The 22,180-nt window shown below is 68.2% G+C and carries 17 protein-coding genes and 1 tRNA gene; 11 read left to right on the top strand and 7 right to left on the bottom strand.

Translation table 11 applies throughout. The annotated features are described in order from the left end of the window. Positions 1-64: 64 nt before the first annotated feature. Both AHOG_RS14775 and AHOG_RS14765 read right to left on the bottom strand, forming a co-directional pair. On the bottom strand, positions 65-559 hold the full coding sequence (locus tag AHOG_RS14775) for a peptidylprolyl isomerase (protein WP_093941875.1): 495 nt from the start codon (positions 557-559) through the stop codon (positions 65-67). A gap of 1,672 nt (positions 560-2,231) precedes the next feature. Further along, a complete protein-coding gene (locus AHOG_RS14765; RefSeq protein WP_093941873.1) occupies positions 2,232-2,687 on the bottom strand; it encodes a winged helix-turn-helix transcriptional regulator in 456 nt (151 codons plus the stop codon). Positions 2,688-2,766: 79 nt separating this feature from the next. Here AHOG_RS14765 and AHOG_RS14760 point away from each other — a divergent pair, with 79 nt between their 5' ends. After that, complete coding sequence (locus AHOG_RS14760) at positions 2,767-3,987, top strand: MFS transporter (protein ID WP_211290654.1); 1,221 nt, start codon at positions 2,767-2,769, stop codon at positions 3,985-3,987. Between the two features lie 404 nt (positions 3,988-4,391). Here AHOG_RS14760 and AHOG_RS28515 read toward each other — a convergent pair whose 3' ends face one another. Beyond that, positions 4,392-4,613 (bottom strand): hypothetical protein, encoded by a 222-nt coding sequence (locus AHOG_RS28515; RefSeq protein WP_157736826.1) that lies wholly within the window; start codon positions 4,611-4,613, stop codon positions 4,392-4,394. Between the two features lie 1,713 nt (positions 4,614-6,326). On the opposite strand from AHOG_RS28515, the gene AHOG_RS14750 reads away from it, so the two are divergent. The 6 genes from AHOG_RS14750 to AHOG_RS14730 all read left to right on the top strand — a co-directional run bounded on the left by AHOG_RS14750 (position 6,327) and on the right by AHOG_RS14730 (position 14,443). Next, entirely contained in the window at positions 6,327-7,517 is a 1,191-nt protein-coding gene (locus AHOG_RS14750; RefSeq protein WP_093941871.1) for a sensor histidine kinase, read from the top strand. Then, a complete protein-coding gene (locus AHOG_RS14745; protein ID WP_093941870.1) occupies positions 7,510-8,175 on the top strand; it encodes a response regulator in 666 nt (221 codons plus the stop codon). The genes AHOG_RS14750 and AHOG_RS14745 overlap by 8 nt, the downstream gene beginning before the upstream one ends. Positions 8,176-8,344: 169 nt before the next feature. Next, positions 8,345-9,637 carry a serine hydrolase domain-containing protein gene (locus tag AHOG_RS14740; RefSeq protein WP_093941869.1) on the top strand — a complete coding sequence of 431 codons (1,293 nt, stop codon included), beginning with the start codon at positions 8,345-8,347 and terminating at the stop codon, positions 9,635-9,637. Between the two features lie 205 nt (positions 9,638-9,842). Continuing rightward, positions 9,843-11,435, top strand: a complete 1,593-nt coding sequence (locus AHOG_RS14735; RefSeq protein WP_093941868.1) for a recombinase family protein — start codon at positions 9,843-9,845, stop codon at positions 11,433-11,435. A gap of 91 nt (positions 11,436-11,526) precedes the next feature. After that, a complete protein-coding gene (locus AHOG_RS28510) occupies positions 11,527-12,246 on the top strand; it encodes a hypothetical protein (RefSeq protein ID WP_157736825.1) in 720 nt (239 codons plus the stop codon). Positions 12,247-12,808: 562 nt separating this feature from the next. Next, on the top strand, positions 12,809-14,443 hold the full coding sequence (locus AHOG_RS14730; RefSeq protein WP_245856243.1) for a transcriptional regulator: 1,635 nt from the start codon (positions 12,809-12,811) through the stop codon (positions 14,441-14,443). A gap of 3 nt (positions 14,444-14,446) precedes the next feature. Here AHOG_RS14730 and AHOG_RS14725 read toward each other — a convergent pair whose 3' ends face one another. The 3 genes from AHOG_RS14725 to AHOG_RS14715 form a co-directional block, all read right to left on the bottom strand. Next, complete coding sequence (locus AHOG_RS14725) at positions 14,447-14,800, bottom strand: signal peptidase I (protein WP_093941867.1); 354 nt, start codon at positions 14,798-14,800, stop codon at positions 14,447-14,449. Next, the gene (locus AHOG_RS14720; RefSeq protein ID WP_093941866.1) at positions 14,797-16,398 is read right to left on the bottom strand and encodes a transcriptional regulator; all 1,602 of its coding nucleotides are present in this window, start codon (positions 16,396-16,398) and stop codon (positions 14,797-14,799) included. The genes AHOG_RS14725 and AHOG_RS14720 overlap by 4 nt, the downstream gene beginning before the upstream one ends. Positions 16,399-16,544: 146 nt before the next feature. Then, positions 16,545-16,931 (bottom strand): transcriptional regulator, encoded by a 387-nt coding sequence (locus AHOG_RS14715; RefSeq protein ID WP_093941865.1) that lies wholly within the window; start codon positions 16,929-16,931, stop codon positions 16,545-16,547. A 382-nt stretch (positions 16,932-17,313) separates the two neighbouring features. Between AHOG_RS14715 and AHOG_RS14705 the strand changes: the two genes are divergently transcribed. The 4 genes from AHOG_RS14705 to AHOG_RS14690 all read left to right on the top strand — a co-directional run bounded on the left by AHOG_RS14705 (position 17,314) and on the right by AHOG_RS14690 (position 22,049). Continuing rightward, positions 17,314-17,673, top strand: coding sequence for a WhiB family transcriptional regulator (locus AHOG_RS14705; RefSeq protein ID WP_093941863.1), 360 nt, complete (start codon positions 17,314-17,316; stop codon positions 17,671-17,673). Beyond that, a complete protein-coding gene (locus AHOG_RS14700; RefSeq protein ID WP_093941862.1) occupies positions 17,670-18,002 on the top strand; it encodes a hypothetical protein in 333 nt (110 codons plus the stop codon). Before AHOG_RS14705 ends, AHOG_RS14700 begins: the two co-directional genes overlap by 4 nt. After that, entirely contained in the window at positions 17,999-20,134 is a 2,136-nt protein-coding gene (locus tag AHOG_RS14695; RefSeq protein WP_093941861.1) for an FtsK/SpoIIIE domain-containing protein, read from the top strand. The genes AHOG_RS14700 and AHOG_RS14695 overlap by 4 nt, the downstream gene beginning before the upstream one ends. Positions 20,135-20,294: 160 nt before the next feature. Continuing rightward, the gene (locus AHOG_RS14690; protein ID WP_093941860.1) at positions 20,295-22,049 is read left to right on the top strand and encodes a recombinase family protein; all 1,755 of its coding nucleotides are present in this window, start codon (positions 20,295-20,297) and stop codon (positions 22,047-22,049) included. Here the strand turns inward: AHOG_RS14690 and AHOG_RS14685 are convergent. Then, a tRNA-Leu gene (locus AHOG_RS14685) sits at positions 22,031-22,114 on the bottom strand. The two genes, AHOG_RS14690 and AHOG_RS14685, sit on opposite strands and share 19 nt — an antisense overlap. Positions 22,115-22,180: the final 66 nt, after the last annotated feature.

Genomic DNA, 22,180 nt, shown 5'->3' with positions numbered 1-22,180 from the left:
ACGAGCGCCCGCCCGCGGCGTGGTCGGCGGCACCGACCACGCCGCGGGGACGGGGCGATTCGACTCAGCCCTCGACGACGCCGGACGAGGCGATCTGGATCTTCGCCTTGGTGGTGCCCGACGACGAGCCGAAGGACTCGATCTTGTCGACGATCTCCTTGCCCTCGACGACCTCGCCGAAGACGACGTGCTTGCCGTTGAGCCAGGAGGTGACGACGGTGGTGATGAAGAACTGCGATCCGTTGGTGTCGCGGCCCGCGTTGGCCATCGACAGCAGATACGGGCGGTCGTGCTGCAAAGTGAAGTTCTCGTCGGCGAACTTCTCGCCGTAGATGCTCTTGCCGCCGGTGCCGTTGTGGTTGGTGAAGTCCCCGCCCTGCAGCATGAACTGCGGGATGACGCGGTGGAAGCCGGAGCCTGCGTAGCCGAAGCCGTTCTGGCCGGTGGCCAGCTCCCGGAAGTTACGGGCGGTCTTCGGGACGGTCTCGTCGAAGAGGGCGAAGACGATGCGGCCCGCGGGCGCACCGTCGATGGTGATGTCGAAGTAGACGTTGTTCACGGGTCAAGCTTGTCAGCCCCGACGCGCCGCCCGTATCGGGGCGTCGACGAGTCGCAGAGCGCACGCGTCGTCACGCGGTGTGCGCCGTCGCGGCATCCATGAGTGATGCGTCGCCCGCCTTCTCTGTTCACCCGTCCACCGCCGCGGCGACGGCACCGGGTCGGCGGGCGGTGCGAACCCTGTGAGACGGCATCATGCGGGCCGTCAGGGAGCGCCCGCCACGCGCCGCTTGCGCGACCTTCGGCCCTGGAACCCGGCACGAGACGTCGATCGACCCCGCAGCCGTCGTCGCCGGGCACGTCGCGCGGTGTCGTCGAGTCCGGCCGGAACCGCTCGTGCGCTCTTGTCCGCCGACGTGTCCGGCCGTCGGACCGGTGGCGACGGTCGCCGACGGCGCCCTTCTGCGTCGGCGGGCGCGGAGCCGACGGGTCGGCTCGGCGGAAGTCGGAGCGCGGTCGTGAGGCCCGCGCGGGGGTCGTCCGCGACACGGCCGGGAGGTCCTCACTCCACCACGGGAGACGGGCGCCGGGTGGGTCTCGGCGGCGGAGCGGGTCGGCCGTCACGCGTGCGTGGCGAGGTGTCGTCCGAGCTCCTTCGGGTCCCACGACGGTGAACTCGAGATCGGTGAGGACCAGGACGAGGGCGAGCTGTTCGTAGGAGTCGACAGCAGCGGTGTGACGGCAGCGACCGTCCGCGGGGTTCGAGCACGCCCTCGCCGCGATGCAGGCGCGAGGAGGCCTACCCGGGCACTCGCATGGAGAACGAGCGCGGCGGTGTGCGTCGAAGCCCCGCGAAAGCGCTCGTGCGGGTATCCCGGCAGCTCGTCGGTGGTGCGCCGCATCGTGGCGGCAGGAGGCGGCGGCTTCTCCCCGGCTCGCCGCGTCTGACCGCCGCCTGGCACGGTCCCCGGTCCCGGCTCGGCAGCATGGGAAGACACACCGCACGGTCGACTCCGTGAGGGCGAGTGCTCGGAACCGACCTGGACGGTGGGATCGGCGAATCGTTCGCGAGCGACGCAATCTTGGTCGCAGCCGGGCGGTGCCGGTCCGTCCCAGGGTCAAGGTGCCGTCTCCGCCTGCCGAGACGCCGTGACGCAGCGTCTCGCGGAGGCGACGGCGAGGCTTCGCCGGTTTCAGGACGCGGTCGGTGTGGGGATCGACCCGGCCGCGCTGGTCGAGCCGATCAACCAGGCACACGCCGAACTCACCGACGTCCCCGCGACGACCGCGAGCGCCGATGCCGAGATCCATGCCGTGATCGACTCGCTCGTCGGGCCCTGTCCGAGGCGAACCCGGACCGGATCGCCGCGCTGGACCGGGCGCTGCGACTCGAACCGCGGTACGAGAACGGAGAAGAGACCGCCTCCGTGACGATCTCCCCACGGGTGACCAGTGATCGTGTCCGAAGGGGACTCGAATCTCCTGCGCGTCCGCGTGCTGACCGCTGACCTGCTGAATGCGCCCAGGGGGCACCTCTCGAAGGTCGAACTCCTCCTGCCGGTTCGCTGAGCTTCCCGGGTTCCCGTGACCGCTGTTCCCCGCGTCGGGCACGGCATCCTGTCCTTCTCCAGCGGCGACTCGACATCAGCCCACGGGCGCAAGGCTTCGTCGCGGGACGGAAGGTCGTCGGCGTCCGGCCCGGCACGGGTCGGCGCAGGGGGCCGAGCAGGTGTTCAGTCGTCTCGTAGGACGGTGGTCGAGTCGATGTCGACATGGTCACCGTGGGAGTCGGTAGGGCTCAGGCGGGCGAGCGGCCGGCCGCTCTCTCCCACGAGCACGGAGCGCGCCTCACCGTCGGCGAACGTGTTCCGCTCGCCCCACTGACGCAGGGCGACGATGACGGTGAACAGGTCGCGGCCCGCGTCGGTGAGGACATAGACCTGCCGACGTCCGGATATCGCTGTCTCTCGCTTGAGGAGTCCGCGCTCGACCAGTCGACGCAGCCGGTCGGTGAGGATGTTGCGCGCGACCCCGGTGCGCTGCTGGAAGTCGGTGAATGATCGCGCGCCGTCCATCGCGTCGCGAACGATGAGCAGGCTCCATCGGTCTCCGACGAGGTCGAGCGTGCGCGCGACCGGACACGTGGGGTCCGTCCAGGTCACACCGTCGACGCGTGCCACGGGGTTCATCGCGCCTCCCGATGAGTTGCGGATTAAAACTATTCTGCCATACTTCCAATGGTTGCACTTTGCTACTGATTGGGGAGACGTGGGCATCACGTATGGCCGAAGGATGCTGCTCGCGATGGTCTGCTCGCTCGCCGTCGCGACGATCTACGTCGCGCAGCCTGTGCTCGCGCAGATCGGGCAGGACCTGGGAGTGCCCGAGTCCGACCTGGGATGGATCTCGGCAGCCGGACAGATCGGCTACCTGGTCGGCTTGGCCGTCCTCGTTCCCTTGGGGGACATGCTGGACCGGCGCAAGCTCATCGGGGTCCAGCTGCTCCTCGCCGCCGTCGGCATGCTGATGGCGGCGGTCTCTCCCACTCTCTGGCTGTTACTCATCGGCCTCGCCGTCACCGGTCTGTTCGCCGTCGTCGTACAGACCACCGTCGCGTTCGCCGCCGACCTGTCGACGCCTACGGAGCGTGGTCGCACCCTCGGAATCGTCACGTCCGGTGTCATCATCGGAATCCTGGGGGCGCGGGTGCTGGCAGGGATCCTCGCAGGCCTGTGGGGATGGCGAAGTGTCTACGTCACGCTCACGCTGCTGCTCGTCACGCTGTGCATCGTCGTTCTGAAGCGGCTGCCGGCAGACCGGCGGTCGAATCGCAGGACCTACGGCGATGTGCTGACCTCGTTCGGACGTCTCTTCCACGAGCCGCTGTTCATCTCGCGCGGGCTGATCGCATTCTTCCTCTTCGCCTCCTTCGGCACGCTCTGGAGTGGACTCGCGCTACCACTCGCTGCCGAACCGTGGCAGCTGAGCACGGCGCAGATCGGCATGTTCGGAATCGCCGGTCTCGCTGGTGCACTGGCGGCCGCGCGATCGGGCCGCTGGGCGGACGCAGGCAGGGCCAACCCCGTGACCGGTGTCGCCCTCGTACTGCTGGCAGTGTCCTGGATCGCATCCGGGCAGGCGACCTGGTCACTCGGGTTGGTGGTCGTCGGTGTCGTCGTTCTGGATTTCGCGGTCCAGGCCGCGCACGTCAGCAACCAGACCCTGCTCGCGACCGCGCACTCCGACCAGACCAGCAGCGCCATCGGCGGCTACATGATCTTCTACTCGCTCGGCTCCGCCCTCGGCGCGGCCGCCACCACCGCCGTGTACTCCACGTCGGGGTGGGCAGGATCCGCTCTTCTCGGTGCCGGCTGCGCGCTCTGCGGGCTGCTCACCTGGGCGCTGAGCCTGCGCACGATCGCGAGACCGCGACGTGGCATTGCCGATCACAGACCACTTCGTACCAGCACAACGCAGACGGAAGGCTGAGCATGTCTCATCCGAACGCGCCGCTGTCCGTCGAAGGCCGACGACGATCGATCAAAGGTTCACGACCAGACCGATCACACACGTCCGCGGCCGAGACGGGTTGCGCGCAGGCGGATGCGGCCCTCTCCGCTGATCAGCGACCGCTGTGCGTCCTGCTGCCCGTTCCGGGCCCGCACGTGGCACTCGCGGTCGCCGACCGGGTTCGGGCACCCGTGCCCGTGCTGCTCAGCGTCGAAGGCTGGAACCCTGGGCGCCGGCAACTGAGCGATCCGCCGGCCGGCCGGCTCGCCGCAGACCACCGTCTCCCACGGTCGAACGTCTACGGACGGGACGCCGCCGTCCGATCGGCACAGGACAGGCGAATCGCCCTCTTCCTCGGCGGCTTCGACGAGGTGGCGCTCCGGTCACGCACCGCCGTCCTCCGACAGACCGACCAGCACGCCGACCACCGGGTGGTGATCTTCTCCCGCACCGAGCACTACGCGGAGACGGTACGTGCCGCCGGCTCCCTGAACGGGGCCGCCGTCCTGGAACTGCTGCCGGTCAGCGGGAAGGACGCGGCCGCGTTCCTGGCACACTGCCAGGTCGACCCGGCCCCCGACCCCTGGCAGCGGCTGATCGTTCACCGGGGCACGGAGCCGGCCGGGCAGCTCGCGGACGCCCTGGACTCACCGCTCGCCCCGACGCTCGTCCGCGACGGCTTCCGGCAGGATCCCGCAGGTGTTCGAGAACTACTCGAACCAGGCCGGTTCGCGACCCACGAGGAGATCGTCGACCGTCTCCTCGGCCGGCTGGTGGACATCACCTATCGCGATGTCTCGGGGGAGACGCCGAGTAGCGGCCGGCCGGAGCCGGCCCGGCGGTGGCTCGGCCATCCGGCCGCCAGGCTCGTCGAGCGCGACTCCTGCGCCCGCCCCGGCCTGGCGGCTCCTGCGTCAATGGGCGCCTCGGCCACCCCGCGTCGCCGCCTCCGGTGCCCTCGGCATGTTCGCCGCCCTCCGCGACGTGGCGCTCGTCAACCCCGAGGTCCACTACACGGCGCATGGCCGCAACGGTCCGACCTTCCGCGTCCCCTACCTCGGCATACTGTTCGGCCTCGCAGCCGGAGCCGTCAACGGGTTCCGCGCCTCCGATGCGCGACACGGACGGCTCACGCTCCGGCGAGCGGTCGTCCTCGCAGCGGATCCCGCTTCCTGTCCCGGTCCGGCCTGGGTTTCGGCGGTGATCCGGACGGCCTGCGCCTTCCGGCGGTCGTCCTCGGCATCGCCTGCTGATCGGCCTTGTCCGCATGGTCGCGATCTCCGACAGTCATCGAAGGACCCCGGCCTTCTTTCAGCTGAGCCGCCGTGGCTGTTCCCGGCCCGCGGCATGCGCTTCCGGACGGAGGCCTACGACCGCCGCTTCTCCGGACGGACGGGCCCGGCTACCAGCTCCGTCATGCCCTGTCGCGGGACAAGCCGGCCCAGGAGTGGCGCGAATCCCTGCGACTGGTCCCACGCCACTGAGGAGCCGGGTGAACGCAGCGGCGTGCCATCCGGATCGAGAACGACTCCCCGGCGTGCGTGGGGGTGGTGGAGCCGGAACGAGATTCAACGCTCTCGACGTCCGCGACGGGTCGTCAAGGCCGCCTGGCTCGGATGATGGCCGCGCGTCATCGAAAGACCTGGTCCTGTCGTGTCTGTCACGGGACATCCACCACCCCGAGTCGACCTCACGCCTTCCGCTGGTCGAGCGGACCCTGGGTTGAACCGTCCCGACGGTCCGTGGCGACTCCGGCACCAGCAAGATCGGCCACGCTCACGCACGCGGGAGAGAACCCCGTCGAGATCGTGACAGGCGCCCGCCACCATGACCCCGGGGGCACCGTGCAGGCCTACGGCCGGTGCCGGGCCGAATCGCTGCGCCGTGGCCCTCACCTGCTCGTCGTCCGTCTCCGGGCCCGGACCGAGCCGGCTGCGCGGACCGAGCGGCACTGGCCGGCCCACGCCGGACGTCCGAGCACCGGGGAACGAGTCGGGACGGCCCGCGAGGCGTTGGCACGGCACGGCGGAGGGCTGCTCGGCTCGGCGTGGCGGCCCTGGTGTGGTGCCGCGACCCGGCGCCGCGGAACGCCGGCCGATCAGGAGCCCCGCGCCTGCTTGTCGGCAGCGACTCGTGGACCGGGATGATCACCGCGCTTGGAGATCGGCGGAATGAGCTACGAGCGCAGGGCGTGAGGCCCCGGGGTCCTGCCGGTGAGAGAGACAGCCCGGCTTCGCTGCGTTGCCCGGAGGTGACGGATCACCCGGGTAGTCCCTAAGAGTGACGATCGGCGGCACGCTCGGCCATAGGGTTGGACGGTGACGGGAGATTCTGGCCGGCGGCGTTGGTGGGAAGCGGATGCCGGGATCATCGTGCTGACCCTGGTGGCGCCGCCGCTGTTACAGCCGAGCACGGACGAGTCCTCCACCGCGTGGTCGCTGCTGATCGGCTTCGAACTGGTGGCCCTGGTCGCCTTGTCGGCTCGGCGTCGAGTGCCGGTCACAGCCTTCCTGCTGATCTTCGGCACGCTGGTGGCGGCGGTCGTGGGCGGTGCGGCCGGGGGAGTCAGGCTGTCTCCATTGGTCTTCCTGCCGCTCGCGGTGGTCCTCTACAACCTGGGAAACCACGGTGTCCACCTGGCTCGGACCGGATTGGCCGCGCTGGCGGGCGGCGTGATCGTCGCAGCAGGCCTCTGGATCAACTGGAGGACGGCCAGCGCCGCGGACTTCCGAGGCGGCCTCGACGTCTTCGCCATGCTGGCTCCGATGCCGTTGGCCTGGGCGATGGGCTTCGCCGCCCGCACTCGCCGCGCGCTGCTCGCCGCTGCCGAGGAGCGGGCGGCGGACGCGTCCCGCGAGCAACAGCTGCGCGCCGAACAGGCCGCCCAACGGGAACGGGTGCGCATCGCCCGTGAGATGCACGACCTGGTCGCGCATTCGCTGACCCTGCTCGTCGTGCACGCGGAGACCCTTCGTGCCCGAGGTGCCGACCTGCCCGACTGGGCCCGTACCCAGGCCGACGGGCTTGCCTTGGCGGGCAGGCAGCTCGGCGGGGAGCTGCGGGATCTGCTGCGGGTGCTGCATGATCCGGCAGAGGCAGCCCCACTGCGTCCGACTCCGGGGCTCGGCGAGCTGCCCGCGCTGCTGGCGGCGCACCGGGCCGACGGAGGAACCGTCGACGTGCGACTCGACCACGAGCTGGAGGCGTTGCCGCGGCCGGTGCAACTGGCCGGATATCGCATCGTGCAGGAATCGCTGACCAACGCCCGCCGCCATGCTCCCGGAGCGGCGGTCGCCCTCACTCTCGATGTCGACGACGGGCGACTGCGGGTCGAAGTGGTGAACAGACCCGCTGTTCGGCCTGGTGCGCAACAGGCGGGGGCGGGTCTCGGGTTGATCAGCATGCGTGAACGGGTCGAGGCGTCGGGCGGCGAACTGACCGCAGGCCCGACCGGTGACGGCGGGTTCCGCGTAATGGCCACGATGCCGCTGGAGTTCGCCGATGTCTGAGCAGATCACCGTGGTGGTGGTGGACGACGAGGAGATCATCCGTGTCGGCCTCACCACGATCCTGGAGGGCCGGCCCGGCCTCACCGTCGTGGGCACCGCCGCACACGGTGAGGACGCCGTCGACGTCTGCGCGCGGCTCCGGCCCGACGTATTGCTGCTGGACATCCGAATGCCCCGCCGAGACGGATTGTGGGCGCTGACCGAACTGGGCAGACGCGGGCTGCTCGGTCCCGGCCGCACTCAGGTGCTCATGCTCACCACGTTCGATATCGACGAGTACGTGGACGACGCACTCGCCGCGGGCGCGGCGGGATTCCTGCTCAAGAACAGTTCCTACGAGGAGCTGACCGCCGCGGTTCGAGCCTCGGCGGCCGGACACAGCGCGCTGAGCCCGGCGGTGACCCGGCGGATCATCGACGGACACCTGACTGCCCGGCACCGGCCGGACGCCCGTGACCTCGCCAGGCTGACGAACCTCACCGCGCGAGAACGCCTCGTGTTGAACCTGGTCGGGGACGGACTGAGCAACGCCGAGATCGCCGAGCGCCTCGTGGTCAGCCTCCACACGGTGAAAACCCATGTCAGCCGAGTGCTCGCCAAAACCGGCTGCCAGAGCCGTGCCCAGGCAGCGGTGCTGGCGAGAAATACTCGATCCTGACCGTCCACGGGTGACGGCGTACATCCCCCGGTCGTTTCCTGTCATTCCTTCGAGTGAGCCGAGGGCGGGGAAAGGCACTACAACGTGGGACGTTTCGACGAGGTGTCCCTGGCTGAATGGTTCCAGCGCGGCAAGCCGGCCGCGGACCGTCCCGCCACAGGAGATGACCATGAGCATTCGGTTTCCCGCGTCCCGGGGTTCCGCTCGACGGGTGACGCCGACCGTCGCCGCCGGCCTGGCCGTGCTGGCCACGGTCGCCGCCTGCGCCACGCCCGCCGACTCCGCCGTTCCGCCCGCCGCCGGGGAGACCACCACGTTGGCCTCCCCGGCCCCGGGCACCGCGCTGGCCACCCTCTTGGACGATGCCGTCGCCGCAGGCGTGCCAGGTGTCGTGGTCCGGGTCGACGACGGCGTCGGGGAGCCGATCGAACTCGCGCGCCAGGCCGACTGGACCACTGCCGATCACCGCCTGACGGCTCGAGACCAGTTCCGGATGGGATCGAACACGAAGACCATGATCGGCGTCTTAGTGCTGCAGCTGGTCGCCGAGGAACGGCTCTCCCTGGAGGACCCCGTCGAGGAATGGCTGCCCGGCGCGGTGCCGAACGGGCATGAGATCACGCTCAGAATGCTGCTGAATCACACGAGCGGCCTCGCCGACTACATCTATGCCCCCGAGGTCATGGCTCTGATCACCGGCCAGAGCACCACGCCGCTGCCGCCCGCTCGGCTGCTCGAGATGGGGACGACCCTGCCCGCACTATCGCCGCCCGGAACCAGCCACGCCTACAGCAACACCAACTACGTCGCCCTCGGCATGGTGTTGGAGGACGTCAGCGGTGAGACGATGGAAACGTTGTTCCAGCAGCGGATCCTCGAGCCCCTGGAGTTGCCCGACACCTACCTGGCCGTCGACGGCGAGTCCCGTGACGGTGACCTGCTGGCCGACGGATATGAACCGGACGCCGAACACCTCGCGCCCCTACTGCCGCCCGGCACGCCCGAAGGTGTCGCCTTCGCGGGCGAGGCTCGAGACAACCATGTCACGGTGACGTCGATCGACCCGTCCTGGTCCTGGGCCGCGGGTGCGGTGGTGTCCACTCCGCAGGACTGGCAACGATTCCTGCGTGCGCTGATGTCCGGCGAGGTGCTGCCGCCCGCGCAGCTGGCCGAGATGAAGGACACCGTCGTGGAACTCCCCGACGACCCGGCGAGCGCGCGGTACGGGCTCGGCCTTGAGCAGTACCAGAGCCCGTGCGGACCGGTCTGGGGCCACACCGGCGGAATCCCTGGCTACTCCAGCGCGAACTACGTCGACGAGACGGGCACACGATCGGTCACCGTGGTCACCACGACGCAGTTCGGCCTGTTCGAGCCGGAGCTCGGAACCGCCGAGCAGGGAGTGATCGACGGCGCGGTCTGCACGATGCTGGGCGAGACGTCGCCCGTCGCCGCGAACTGACGTACTGCCGGTGTCTTCCTGGCCTCGGTCTCCGATGAGTGCGTTCGTCGGTGACCGAGGCGAGGCGCGCGAGAAGACGCCATCTGAGACGCGCTCAACGGATGGATCGGCGAGCTGCTCGCCCCGGTCGACATCGGTCGGACGATTCGAGCGTTGATCGACTCACAACGGTACGGCGCGGAAGTTCGTCGAGCCGTTGGGCGGGATGGTGGCGGCCGAGTTCTTCGATGTCGGGCAGTCTCGGTCGGTCCCGTGGGAGCGGCGGACCGACGCCGCTCGCCTGCTGGCTGAGCTGAAGAACCCGGGCCGTGGTGGGTCGGCGGTGGTGGTGGGGGAGGGGACGCGGTGTTGGTTCGGTAACCAGTTCTCGTTGATCGCGCCGAAGTTCGCCGCCTACGGGGTCGACCTCTGGGTTCCCGAACTGGGCGGGAGGTTCGATCCGCGCAACCCGTCACACAAGATGCTCATGAGCGTGTTGGGCGGGATGAGCGAGTCGGAGCGGCAGCATGTTCAGGCCCGTGTTCGGGCGGCGATGGACGCGCAGGTGCTCAACGAGGGTCGGCATCAGGGTGGCCGAACGCCGTTCGGCTACACGGTCGTGGACGCCGGTCCGCATCCGAACCCGCGCAAGGCGGCCGAGGGGTACCGCCTGCGGGTGCTGAAGATCGATGAGGACGCGGCCGAGGTCGTCCGTCGGATCTTCGCCGAGTATCTGGACGGGAAAGGCGATCGGGCGATCGCGAACGGTCTCAATCGTGCGGGCATTGCCTGTCCTTCGGCGCGACGACCGGAGCAGAATCGGCACCGACTCGCAGACGGTTGGCAGGGAAGCACGGTCCGCGCGATTCTCGACAATCCCAAGTACACCGGTTATGCCGTGTTCGGCCGGTGGACTCGGCACGAGACGCTCATTGATCCCGAGGACATCGCGGCCGGGCACGTCACGCGGTTCCGACGCGCCAAGCCCGATCAGGTCGTGCGGTCTCGCAGCATGGCGCACCCGCCGATCGTCACCGTGGAGGAGTTCACAGAAGCCCAGGTGAAGCGCCGGGCCAAGTCCGTCGGCGGGCTGCGCACCGCCCGCAAGACCGAACGATCCGGCCGGGCGACGACACGGACCTACCTGTTCCGGGGGCACATCCGGTGTGGGATCTGCTCTCGGAAGATGGAGGGGAGTCCCCGCAGACACGGTATGTACTACCGGTGCCCGGCGCGCACGCTGGCGCCCGGCTCGCCGGCTCTCGCCGAGCATCCGCCCACGATCTACGTGCGAGAAGACGCTATTCGAGACGCGGTCAACGGGTGGATCGGCGAGCTGTTCGCCCCGGCCAACATCGGCCGGACGGTCCGAGCGCTGGTCGACTCGCAAGGCGACCGCCGACAGCGAAGTGATCATGAACACGTTCGACGCCGTCTCGCCGAGGCTGAGGCGAAGCTCCGTCGGTTTCAGGACGCCATCGGCGCCGGGATCGACCCGGCCGCGCTGGTCGAGCCGATCAACCAGGCACAAGCCGAACGAGCAGCGGCGCACGCGGAGCTGACGGACTCCCCGGCACCGACCACGATCACCGATGCCGAGATCCACGCCATGATCGACTCACTCGGCGATGTGGGAGCGGCCCTGTCCGAGGCGAACCCGGACCGGCTCGCCGAGCTGTACCGGGAGCTGCGACTCGAACTTCGGTATGAAAACGAGAAAGAGGCCGTCTATGCGACGGCCTCTCCACGGGTGAATAGTGATTGTGTCCGAGGGGGGAGTTGCGCACTAACCACACGGCTCGATATCCGCAGCGTCTAGCGTGAGAGACTGAGGGCTGTGCCGGTACGCTGCGACTCTCGCGGGACCTGCTTGGGTGGGGGGGAGTGCCGGCGCAGCTAGAATCAACATCATGCCGAACGACGCGGTGCCGCAAGATGAGCAGTCCGATGAAGAAACGACGTTGGGCAATGAGTATGACTCCAGAGGCCCTACTGGTGGAGTGAATTTGGCGGACATGTTCGGTCCGGGTGGTGCTCTTCATGGGATCGACGTGAGTCTTGCTGGGTCTATTAGTAAGGACCTTCGTAAGACGATGGTGGGCTTGGGGCCTGCGATTCAGGCTGCGTCGGAGGCTGCGCGCCCGCTGAGGTTGGCGGACATGTTCGGTCCGGGTGGTGCTCTTCATGGGATCGACGTGAGTCTTGCTGGGGGAAAGAACCCCAGTGTCTTCCATCGGAACCTTGATGTCGAGAATTTTTTTGACATCAAGACCATGAAGAGGATTTCGGAAAGTTTCCAAGTCGCGCCCGATGCTGGCGCAGAAAAGAAGCTATTGGAACAGGTTCCCACGAATAATATCGCCTTTGATCAATTGGTTAATAAAGTCGATGCCTTGATTGAAGGGGGTCTTGCTTCGGAGGTTTCGTCGACCGAAAAGAAACTAGCGTCGAAGGGTATTTCGTTGCCCCAGGCCTCAAGTATGATTGGCACCGCGTTGTTGCTGCAGGTTTCGATAGTGCTTTATGTTGGCGCTAGGGATTGGTTTGAAGCGGTCTCCCAGATATTCGGATTTCCTGCGAACTTGATTGGCGCGCTAGCGTTGATTCTGGCTTTTCGGGGTAGCCGTTGATTTTGCTTGAGGGGAGTGAGTGCACTGTTTCGATCTCTGCGGGACGGTGGCGAGCTACCTGTCCTGGACGTCCTGCAACCTCCGTAGCAGTAGCGGCGCGTTAGATGGAATGGCGGGACACTTCAGAGCTTACTTGCTACACGTCATGCGGCAGACGAGGAAATGCCTCCGCCACCGGCACGCAGTCGCACTCCACACCTCCCCGGCAGCGGCTGGTCAACCAGGCTACGCAGCGTGTTCGCCGTGTGGTGAGATCGTCCGGCGGGAGCAGTGGTGCCCACGGGTCGGAGGGGCGATCGTCCGGGGTCTTCGCCATAGCCTGCGGCCTCCCACTCGGTCGGGAGAACGCGGCCGGGGTGGGGTGTCGCCACGGCTGCCCCGGCCGCGTTCCGGCTCCCGACGGTTCGAGGCGGGCGCTGATGCCCTCCGTCGATCACCTGCCTGACCAGCTCCTTTGTGGCTGTGTCAGACTGAAATCATCATCACGTCAGCTCATGGTCAGCTGAATGACCTGAGTCGGACCTGATGACGACATCTACGGACCTACGGGGTGGGGTGGCTCGTGAGCGTGTACCGGACGGTGCTGGAGCAGAAGATCAAGGAACGGCGGCAGTCCGTGGAGGAGTTCGCGGAGTTCGTCGAGACCTTCGCGCGTGAACACGGCGAGCCGGGCACGCTGAGTACACGGAACCTACAACGGCTGCTCTCCGGGCACCGCGCCGACGGGGCACCGCTCGGTCCGGTTCGGACGGTCACCGCGCGTCTGCTCGAACGCATCTTCGGCCTCGACATCGATGTCCTGCTGTCCCCGCCACGGGACGCCCTCGGGACGGCCGACATCGCGGGCGGGACGGCCTCGCCGAGGACTGTTCACGTTCCCGAGACTGTGATGACTCGCCCCGCCCCCGGTAATTTCGGGGCCGTCGCGGCGGATCTGTCCGCCGCGTTCGACTGGCTCGATACTCAAGCCCGTTGGACTCCACAGACCACACAGATCCGGGTCACCGAGCGGCTGGCCGAACTGGGCGTGCGAACCGCGATCGCGGGGCGACTTCCCGCGCGGGTGGGACGCGGCGCACTGGCGGAGGCGATGGCGGCCTACTACGACCGGTCTGTTCCGGGGCACGGCTTCTATCGGACTCGGATTGACGGTCATGGAATCGACACAACCGTGTTCACCCGTCCGTCCTGGCTCGATCTGCGATGCCCGCTCACACCGTCCACGGACCTGCTTCGACTGGATGCCGTGATGCCGGGGGCGGCTCGCGAACACGACGCGCCGTACTACGCCGTCGACCGGTTGGCCGAGGCCGTCACGGCGGGAGTCCGTGTCTCTGACCGCCCGGTGTATCGGCTGTTGTCCGCCGACGTCGAGCCTGCCCGCATCGGCGGCTCGGTGGGGCTGGCCTCGTTCGTCGAATACGCCCTCACCTTGGACCTGTTGGAATCCGAGCTGTCCGACGCCGTCAGCCGCAGCGTGACGCCCTGCCATGGCAGCCAGCCGTTGCGGGACCGCTACCTTCCTTCGCTCGCGGCTGTGCTCGATCTCGATTCGCGGCTCTGCGTCGGCGGAGCCCTGGCCTTGTGTGCGATCGCGCGGCCGGCCGATCCGTTTCGGGGACCCGCCGATTACGCACTTCTGGTCCAGGAACGCTCGACACAGGTCGTGAATGCCGCGCGACGGCTGGCCGTCATCCCGAAGGGATTTCACCAGCCCCTACGGGACTACCGGGCTGACACCCGTATCGGGGCGACCCTGCGTCGTGAACTGGAGGAGGAACTGTTCGGGCACTCCGAGGTGGACAGTACCGAGGACGGCAATCGAGTGGCGGACCCGATGCACCCGAACCGGCTGTCCGCGCCGATGCACTGGCTGTCCGAGGAACCGGGACGGCTTCGGATGGAATGCACGGGATTCGGTCTGAACACCATCAGTGGGAACTATGAGTTCGCCAGCCTGCTCATGATCGACGATGAGCGGTTCTGGACGCGCTTCGGTGGTGACATCGAGGCCAACTGGGAATCACGCAGCCTGCGGCAGTATTCCAGCCTGGATCGTGACCTCGTGACCGTTCTGGCCGCCGATGAATCCTGGAGCAACGAAGGGCTCTTCGCCTTCGCCCAAGGGTTGCGACGGCTGCGGGAGATCGGCGGTGAGCGCGTCGATCTCCCGCAGATTGATGTCCTACCGGTGTGAAGATCAGGTGGGCAGCGACGGCCAGCGCACCGTGATGACCACGGAATCGGCGAGTGCTTCCCACGAGTGGTCGATACCCGGCCCCCACAGCACGTAGTCACCGGGCTTGGCCAGGGTGACGCTGTCCTCGGTGAGGTCCAGCCGGAATTCGCCGTGCACCATCAACAACAGCGTGGTGCGTTGGTCATCGGTGGTCCACTCGGCGCGCTTGTCGCCCGCCGGGTGGTTCGCCCATTTCACCTCGACGTCGGTCGTCGAGCGAATGTCCTCGGTGGGATTGATGAAGTGGCCGAGCAGCCAACCACGAGTCTCCTGCGTGTCATCGTTGGCGTTTCCGTGTTGCCAGCGGGCCGTCACTCCCGCACCTCCCAGTTCATCGCGGGCAGGTTCACGCGGTCCCCGCCGATCTCACTCAACCTCCGAAGGCCTTGCAGCAGTGCGAACAAGCCTTCGTTGCTCCACGCTACCTCACCGATCAGCTCCGAGATCAATCCACTGTCCAGGCTCGAATACTGCCGAAGACCATGCGATTCCCAGTTGGCCTCGATCTCGCCGCCGAAGCGCGTCCAGAAATCCTCGTCATCGACGACGATCAATCCGGCGAACTCGAAATTGCCGCTGACGAGATTCAGCCCGAACCCCGTGCACTCCATCCGGAGCCGCCCGAACTCCTCCGACAGCCAGCGCATCGGGGCCGACAGCCGGCTTGGGTGCATCGGATCGGCACGCCGTTGATCGGACACCGTGTTGTCGATGTCCTCCCGGCCGAACAGCTCCTCTTCCATCTCCCGCCGCAGCGTGGCGCCCAGCCGGGCATCGGCCCGCACGTCGGTCATGGGCTGGTGGAAGCCTTTCGGGATGACGGCGAGCCGCCGAGCGGCGTTGACGACGTGGCCGGAGCGTTCCTGCACCAGCAAGACGTAGTCGGCCGGTCCGCGAAACGGGTCGGCTGGTCGCGCGATCGCGCACAGCGCCAGCGTGCCGCCCGCGCAGAGACGGCCGGCGAGATCGAGTACCGAGGTGAGATCCGGCAGGAGTCGATCCCGCAGCGGCAGGCTGCCGGGTTCCACCGGTGCGCCGGTGGCGAGCGCGTCGACCAGCTCGCCTTCCAGAAGGTCCATCGTGAAGGCGTACTCGACGAAACGGGACAGGGCGAGCGTTCCGCCGATGCCGTCACGGTCGACGGCGGTCCCGGTCAGCCGGTACAACGGCATGTCGGTGAGCCGGATGTCGAGCGCCAGTGTCTCCGCGAGTCGGCGCACCCCGTGGTCGGCGGCCTCGGCATCCAGGCGAAGTGCGGTAGCCGGGGTGCCGTCTACGGCGAGGCGGTCCCCTCCGGTAGTCAGGGAGCAGTTCAGGTCCAGCCAACCCGGCCGGGTCAGGATGCTCGTCTCGGTCTCCGCGCCGCCGTCGTGCCGGACGGTGTAGCGGCCGTGATCCGTGACGCTGTCGTGGTAGTAAGCGGCCAGCGCATGGGCGATGCGGCGCTGGTCGACCCTGCCGCGTCGACTGCCTCGGTCCCGCAGCTCGCGGACGTCGAGCGCCGCCAGCCGCTCGGCGACCGCGCGGCGAGCCGTGCCGGACTCCCAGCCCGCGTGATCGTCGAGCCAGGCGAGCGCATCGTTGATGTTCGGGTCCGAGTCCAGCCGCCGGACTGCCTCGGCGGTGACCGGTTCAGCCTGCCGGGCGGCCTCGGCGGGGGAGACTGGCGCGGGGGACTGCGGCGGGGCGCTGAGCGCGGCGAAGCGCTCCCGTGCGGCCTGGTCTGCTTGTTCCAACGTCGTGTCGAGAAGCTGTTGCATCTCCGGGCGCGGGCGAGTCGTCGACTTCTGATGCCAACCCGCGACCGTGCGGACGGCGATTCCCAACCGTGCGGCGAAAGACTCGTTGCTCAGTCGCAGCGCGGCTTGTAAAGCGCACGCGCTCGCTCCTGTCCAGTCGGTCGTCCGCGCCATCAGCTCATCCCCCGAAATCGCCGTCTCGCCCTGTTGTCGCACTGGTCCTGCATCGGAGTTGCACTGTCATTGCATGGTCCCGCGGCCGCATTCCGAGTGGAATCGACGGCATGAGAGAAACCCGATTCCACCGCTCGAATTCACGGTCATTCCTTCGAATCGCGGACATGCCGGATGACCGTCGACAGATCGGTGTGCAGTTCGTCGAGTCGTTCGGCGATCTCGGCAAGCCGGGTCTCGATGCCCTCCAGACGCGACCAGACCGTGTCGCCCGGATCGGTCACGGGTTCGTCCACTTCGGACGGCGTCCGGCCGTGAACGACGGCGTCCAGGTGCTGCGGGTGCCAGCCGAGCGTCACCGACAGGGATTCGAGGGTGCGTGGGCTGCGTCTGCGCTCGACGGTGTGGTGCTGAAGCTCGCGGACGATCGCCTGCGAGACATGCGAGCGCTCCGCGAGTTCCCGCTGTCGCCAACCCAGTTCGTGCACACGCTCGTCAATCGCCTTGGCGACTGCCGCCCAGTCCTCCGACACCTATTCCTCCGCGCTCCGCCTCAGCGCCGAGATTAGCCGCTCCGCAGTGATTCGCGAGACGACAGGGCGTTGTTCACGGCGCCCGTGGCTCAGCGCTGCCTATTTAGCGCTGAAATCAGCACTATGTTGCTGAAATCAATACTCGGACTTCGTCGAGAGGTTTTCTCGTGGCTATCCGCCTGCCCGAATCCGGGCGAGGAACGCACTACTCCGTCCGTCAGACCGCCTGGATTCTCAACCTCCCTCCCGCTCAGGTGTCGCGGGCCGTCCGCCTCGGCGTCCTGCACGCCCGGTGGCGCGACGGACGCCCCCGCATCCCCGCGACCGAAATCGTTCGCCTGCTCGTCGAGCGCGACCGCCATCCGGGCGGGGGTGACGCCTGATGACCCGCGACCAGTGGGACGACGTCCTCCACCGCCTGGCCGGACTCGATCAGGTGCCCTCCGACGTCCTTCGCGACGCCGTCGAGCGCGACGGCCTCTGCCACACGACGCACCGCGAGGGAGAACCGCCGGAACCCGACACCGCCGAGGAGCCCGATTCCGCGTTGGCCGCCCACTTCTGCGCGGGTTGCGCGGCTCAAGACGAATGCCTCGCCCTTGAACTTCGCACCGCCGGGGCCGAGACCCACGGCATCTGGGGCGGACTCGCCGAGCACGACCGGCGCGCGCTGCATCGCGTCTGGGCTCACCGCCCTTCCGACTCCGAGACGTCCGACCACGAAGGGGGATCACTGTCATGACCGCTCTCACGCTTACGCCGATCGAGGTCATGGCCGGACTCGGCGTGCTGATCGCCTTCGCCTCGGTATGGCGGGCGGGGGCTCGACGTGCCCGCGCTGCGGCGGAGAAGGCCCAGACCGGTGGACGTCTGTTGTCCCTCACGGGCCGGGTGCTGTTCAACGCGGGGCTGATCGTGGCCGTGCAATGGGTCGTGATGTCCAGCCGGGCACACGACGGCGTGGTGCTCGTGGTCCTGGCCGCCCCCGCCTTGTTCGCGGCCCACTGCCTGACTCGCGCGTTGACGGTGACGACGAAGGACCTGCCCCGCCGCCGGGGTGATCGCCGATGAACGGCGAGCAGGCGAGGAAGCCGGGTGCTGCGCTCGACAGACCCTCGGCCGCCGTCCCGCCGGTTCCGTTGCGCGCTCGCGGCCGTCTGCTGGTCTCGCGGCTCGTCGACCGCATTCGCACTTCCCGACTGTTCCGGAGAATCCTCCCCACTCGCCGGGCGGGGAAGCAGGCGATCAAGGACGCCGTGGCCTGGCTGCTTCGGTCCCCGCTGCGGCTCACCGGGGCGATCGGCCGAGGACTGCTGGCCGCGCTGCGGGCGTGGCGCCGCTGGGTACGGGTGCAGGACTACCGGGACGCCGTCGAGCAGGCCGAGAAGCTGGCAGAGAAGTTCGTCGAGATCCGCGCGCTGACGCTCTACCGCTGGCGCGTCACCGGGATCGCGGCGCTGGCCGTTCTCGGCGGCCTGGTGGTCGTCGACCTCGTGGCGGGGCCGTCGGCGTTGTGGAGCACGGTCGGAGCGGGCCTGCTCGGCCTGGCCGTGGCCGGTCGTCGGAAGGACGGCGCATCGGGCCGCACGGCGGCGCTCGGCGGGCCGCGCACGCTCGCCTGGACGATGGACCCACAGGTGTTGGTCGACGCGTTCAGGGACGCGAAGCTGATCGGCCGAGACGAGTCGCTGCGGCTGGTCGAGCGCGCCACCCACAGCGGCGGCGGGTGGTCGATCACGGTCGACCTGCCCGCCACTCGCAAGGCGGCCGACGTGCTCAAACATCGGGACGCGCTCGCCTCGGCGCTGGCGGTGGACGAGGTGCAGCTCGTGGCCGAGCGAGTGCGCGGCCGAGGTGGTCACGCCGGGCGGGTGTTCCTCTGGGTCGCCGACGTCGACCCCTACGGCGGCCCGCCGTTCTCCTCCCCGTTGGTGCGGGCGGAGACCTGGGACGCCTGGCGGCCGGTGCCCTTCGGGCGCGACGCACGACGGCGCAAGGTCGACCTCTCGTTGGTGTGGACGTCGCTGCTGGTCGGTGCGATTCCTCGGCAGGGCAAGACCATGGCGGTCCGGCTGGCCGCAGCGGGGTTCATCCTGGACGCCTTCGCCCGGCTGTACGTCTTCGACGGCAAGGGCGGGAAGGACTGGCGGGCCGCCGAGGCCGTCGCCCATCGGTTCGTGTGCGGCGACGATCAGGCACAGGCCGAGGCCGTGCGAGACGGCCTGGTCGAACTCGTGGCGGAGGTGCAGTCCCGCTACGCGCGCATGGCCGAACTCGACGACGAGACCTGTCCAGAATCGAAGATCACGCCGCAGCTCTCCCGCGATCCCGCGCACCGGATGCCGATCACCGCCGTGATCCTCGACGAAGTACAGGTGTTCCTCGACAACCCCACGAAGCTGACGGTGGGGGAGCGGGGGACGACGCTCGGCGAGTACATCGCGGACCTGCTCGCCTACCTTGCTCGGAAAGGGCCTGCCGCCGGGATCATCGTCGTACTCGCCACGCAGCGACCCGACTCCCAGACCATCCCGTCTCGACTCCGATCGGTGCTCGGCACCCGGTTCGCCCTGCGGGTGATGGACTGGCGGGACTCCAACATCGTGCTCGGCGACCAGATGAACACCCGTGGCTATGACGCCTCCACGCTGCTGCCGAGCCACAAGGGAGTCGGCATCCTGCGGCCGGACGGCGAGACCGACGCGGGTGCGGACGCCGTCGCGGTGACGGTGCGGACCTTCTACCTGACGAACGCCGAGTGGCGGGCCGTCTGCACGCGCGGTCGGCTGCTGCGGGAGATCGCGGGCACCCTGTCCGGTCACGCGGTGGGAGAGCACGCGGCCCGGGCGATCGACTCGGCGGCGGTGACGGACGCGCTCAGCGCGGGGCCGGTGAGTTGGAACGCCGAGCGGCTGCCCGAACCGTTGCGGGGTGTCGTCGAGTTCCTCGGCGAGGAACTTCGCCCCGGCGGCCGACGCTTCGTGCCGACCGCCGAACTCACCGATGCACTCGACGTGGAGCCGAGCGGGTTCGCCCGGCAGATGGGCGAACTGGGCTGCCGACCCACCCGGCAGTACGTCCCGGAGGGGGACGGCGTGCGGCGGGTGCGCGGGTATCTGACGGCGGAGATCCGGGACGCGGTCGACCGGGTACGAGCTGGTGAAATCAGCCCGTCCGAGGATGATGCGGACGGTGCGGCATGACCAGGTCGACGTCAGACAGCGAGTCCGGATCTCCGCTCACGGTTCGGCTTCCCGCCGATCTACCAGTGTTGACACCGCCCGTGAGTCGCGTCCTGCTTGCCATACTGGTCGAGTTGACCACGATTCCGGTCCTCGAAGGCCGAACCGATGAGGTGATCAGATGACTGATGAAATCAGCAATCCATGGGCGGTGCTGGACGATCTGTTGGGCGTGGACGTCGTCGAGCCGGTGGACGCCGGGATCGGGCCGGTGGCCTTCTACGGCCGGTGCTCGACGGAGGACAATCAGGACCCGGAGACGTCGCACGGCTGGCAGGTCGGTACCGCGCGGAAGTTCGTCGAGCCGTTGGGCGGGATGGTGGCGGCGGAGTTCTTCGATGTCGGGCAGTCGCGCTCGGTCCCGTGGGAGCGGCGGCGTGATGCGGCCCGGCTGCTGGCCGAGCTGAAGAACCCGAACCGGGGTTGGTCGGCGGTGGTGGTGGGGGAGGGGACGCGGTGTTGGTTCGGTAACCAGTTCTCGTTGATCGCGCCGAAGTTCGCCGCCTACGGGGTCGACCTCTGGGTTCCCGAACTGGGCGGGAGGTTCGATCCGCGCAACCCGTCACACAAGATGCTCATGAGCGTGCTCGGTGGGATGAGCGAGTCCGAGCGGCAGCATGTTCAGGCGCGGGTTCGGGCGGCGATGGACGCACAGGTGCTCAACGAAGGTCGGCATCAGGGCGGCCGAACCCCGTTCGGCTACACGGTCGTGGACGCCGGTCCGCATCCGAACCCGCGCAAGGCGGCCGAGGGGTACCGCCTGCGGGTGCTGGAGATCGATGAGGACGCGGCGGAGGTCGTGCGGCGGATCTTCGCCGAGTACTTGGACGGGAAGGGGGATCGGGCGATCGCGAACGGGTTGAACAGAGACGGGGTTCCCTGTCCTTCGAAACGGCGACCGGATCAGAATCGGCATCGGTTGGCGGACGGCTGGCAGGGCAGCACCGTGCGGTCGATCATGGAGAACCCTCGATACACCGGGTATGCGGTCTTCGGGCGCTGGACTCGGCATGAGACGTTGATCGACCCTGACGACGTCGCCGCCGGACACGTCACGCGGTTTCGTCGAGCGCGGCCCGATCAGATCGTGCGTTCCCGTCTGCCGGCACACCCGGCCGTCGTGTCCGTCGAGATGTTCACCGACGTCGCACTTCTGCGTCGGAGGCGTGCGGCAGGTGGGTTGCCCGCTCGACGGAAGCTGGAGCGCGGACCCAAAGCGACCAAACGGCCTTATCCGCTACGCGGCCGGGTTCGTTGTGTGCATTGTGCGCGTCGGATGGAAGGCACCCCGCGTGCTGAGCGCACGTACTACCGCTGTGCGGCACGCACTCTCGTACCGGGTTCTCCCGCGTTGAAAGAGCATCCGAAGAACGTCTACCTTCCCGAAGCCGCCGTGCTCGGGCCACTCAACGAGTGGATAGGCGAACTGTTCGCCCCGGAGAATCGTGATCGCACCGTCACCGCGCTCGTGGCCTCGCAAGGCTCCACGCCGCAGGCGATCGACAGGGGCGATGCCAAGCGACGACTTGCTGAGGCGGAGGAGAAGTTGACTCGGCTGCGGGCTGCGATCGAAGCAGGCGTAGACCCGGCCGCGCTGGTCGAAGCAGTCAACGAAGCACAGAATCGACGTACCACCGCACAAGCGGAGCTGAAAGGAGGCCGTACACCCGGCTCGCTGACCGACGCGGAGGTACACGCGATGATCGATCACCTGGGGAACCTGAAGAGTGTCCTCAGCCGGGCGAACCCGGCGAGGCTACAAGAACTCTACGAACATCTACGGTTGGAGATGGTCTACGACCCAGAAGGAAAGGTTCTGGATGTGACCATCATGCCAACCCGTAGGGTTAGTGATTGTGTCCGAGGGGGGACTTGAACCCCCACCTCCTTATCGGAGACTAGCACCTCAAGCTAGCGCGTCTGCCATTCCGCCACTCGGACCAACTCCGGCTTCCGCCGTGCTGATGGACATAGGTTAGCTGATCGTCCCCCGAGATCCCAAATCGG

The sequence above is a fragment of the Actinoalloteichus hoggarensis genome (genome assembly GCF_002234535.1).
Lineage (GTDB): Bacteria > Actinomycetota > Actinomycetes > Mycobacteriales > Pseudonocardiaceae > Actinoalloteichus_A > Actinoalloteichus_A hoggarensis.
Note: the sequence above shows the minus strand (reverse complement) of the source record. Positions and strands in the feature narration are given on the sequence as shown.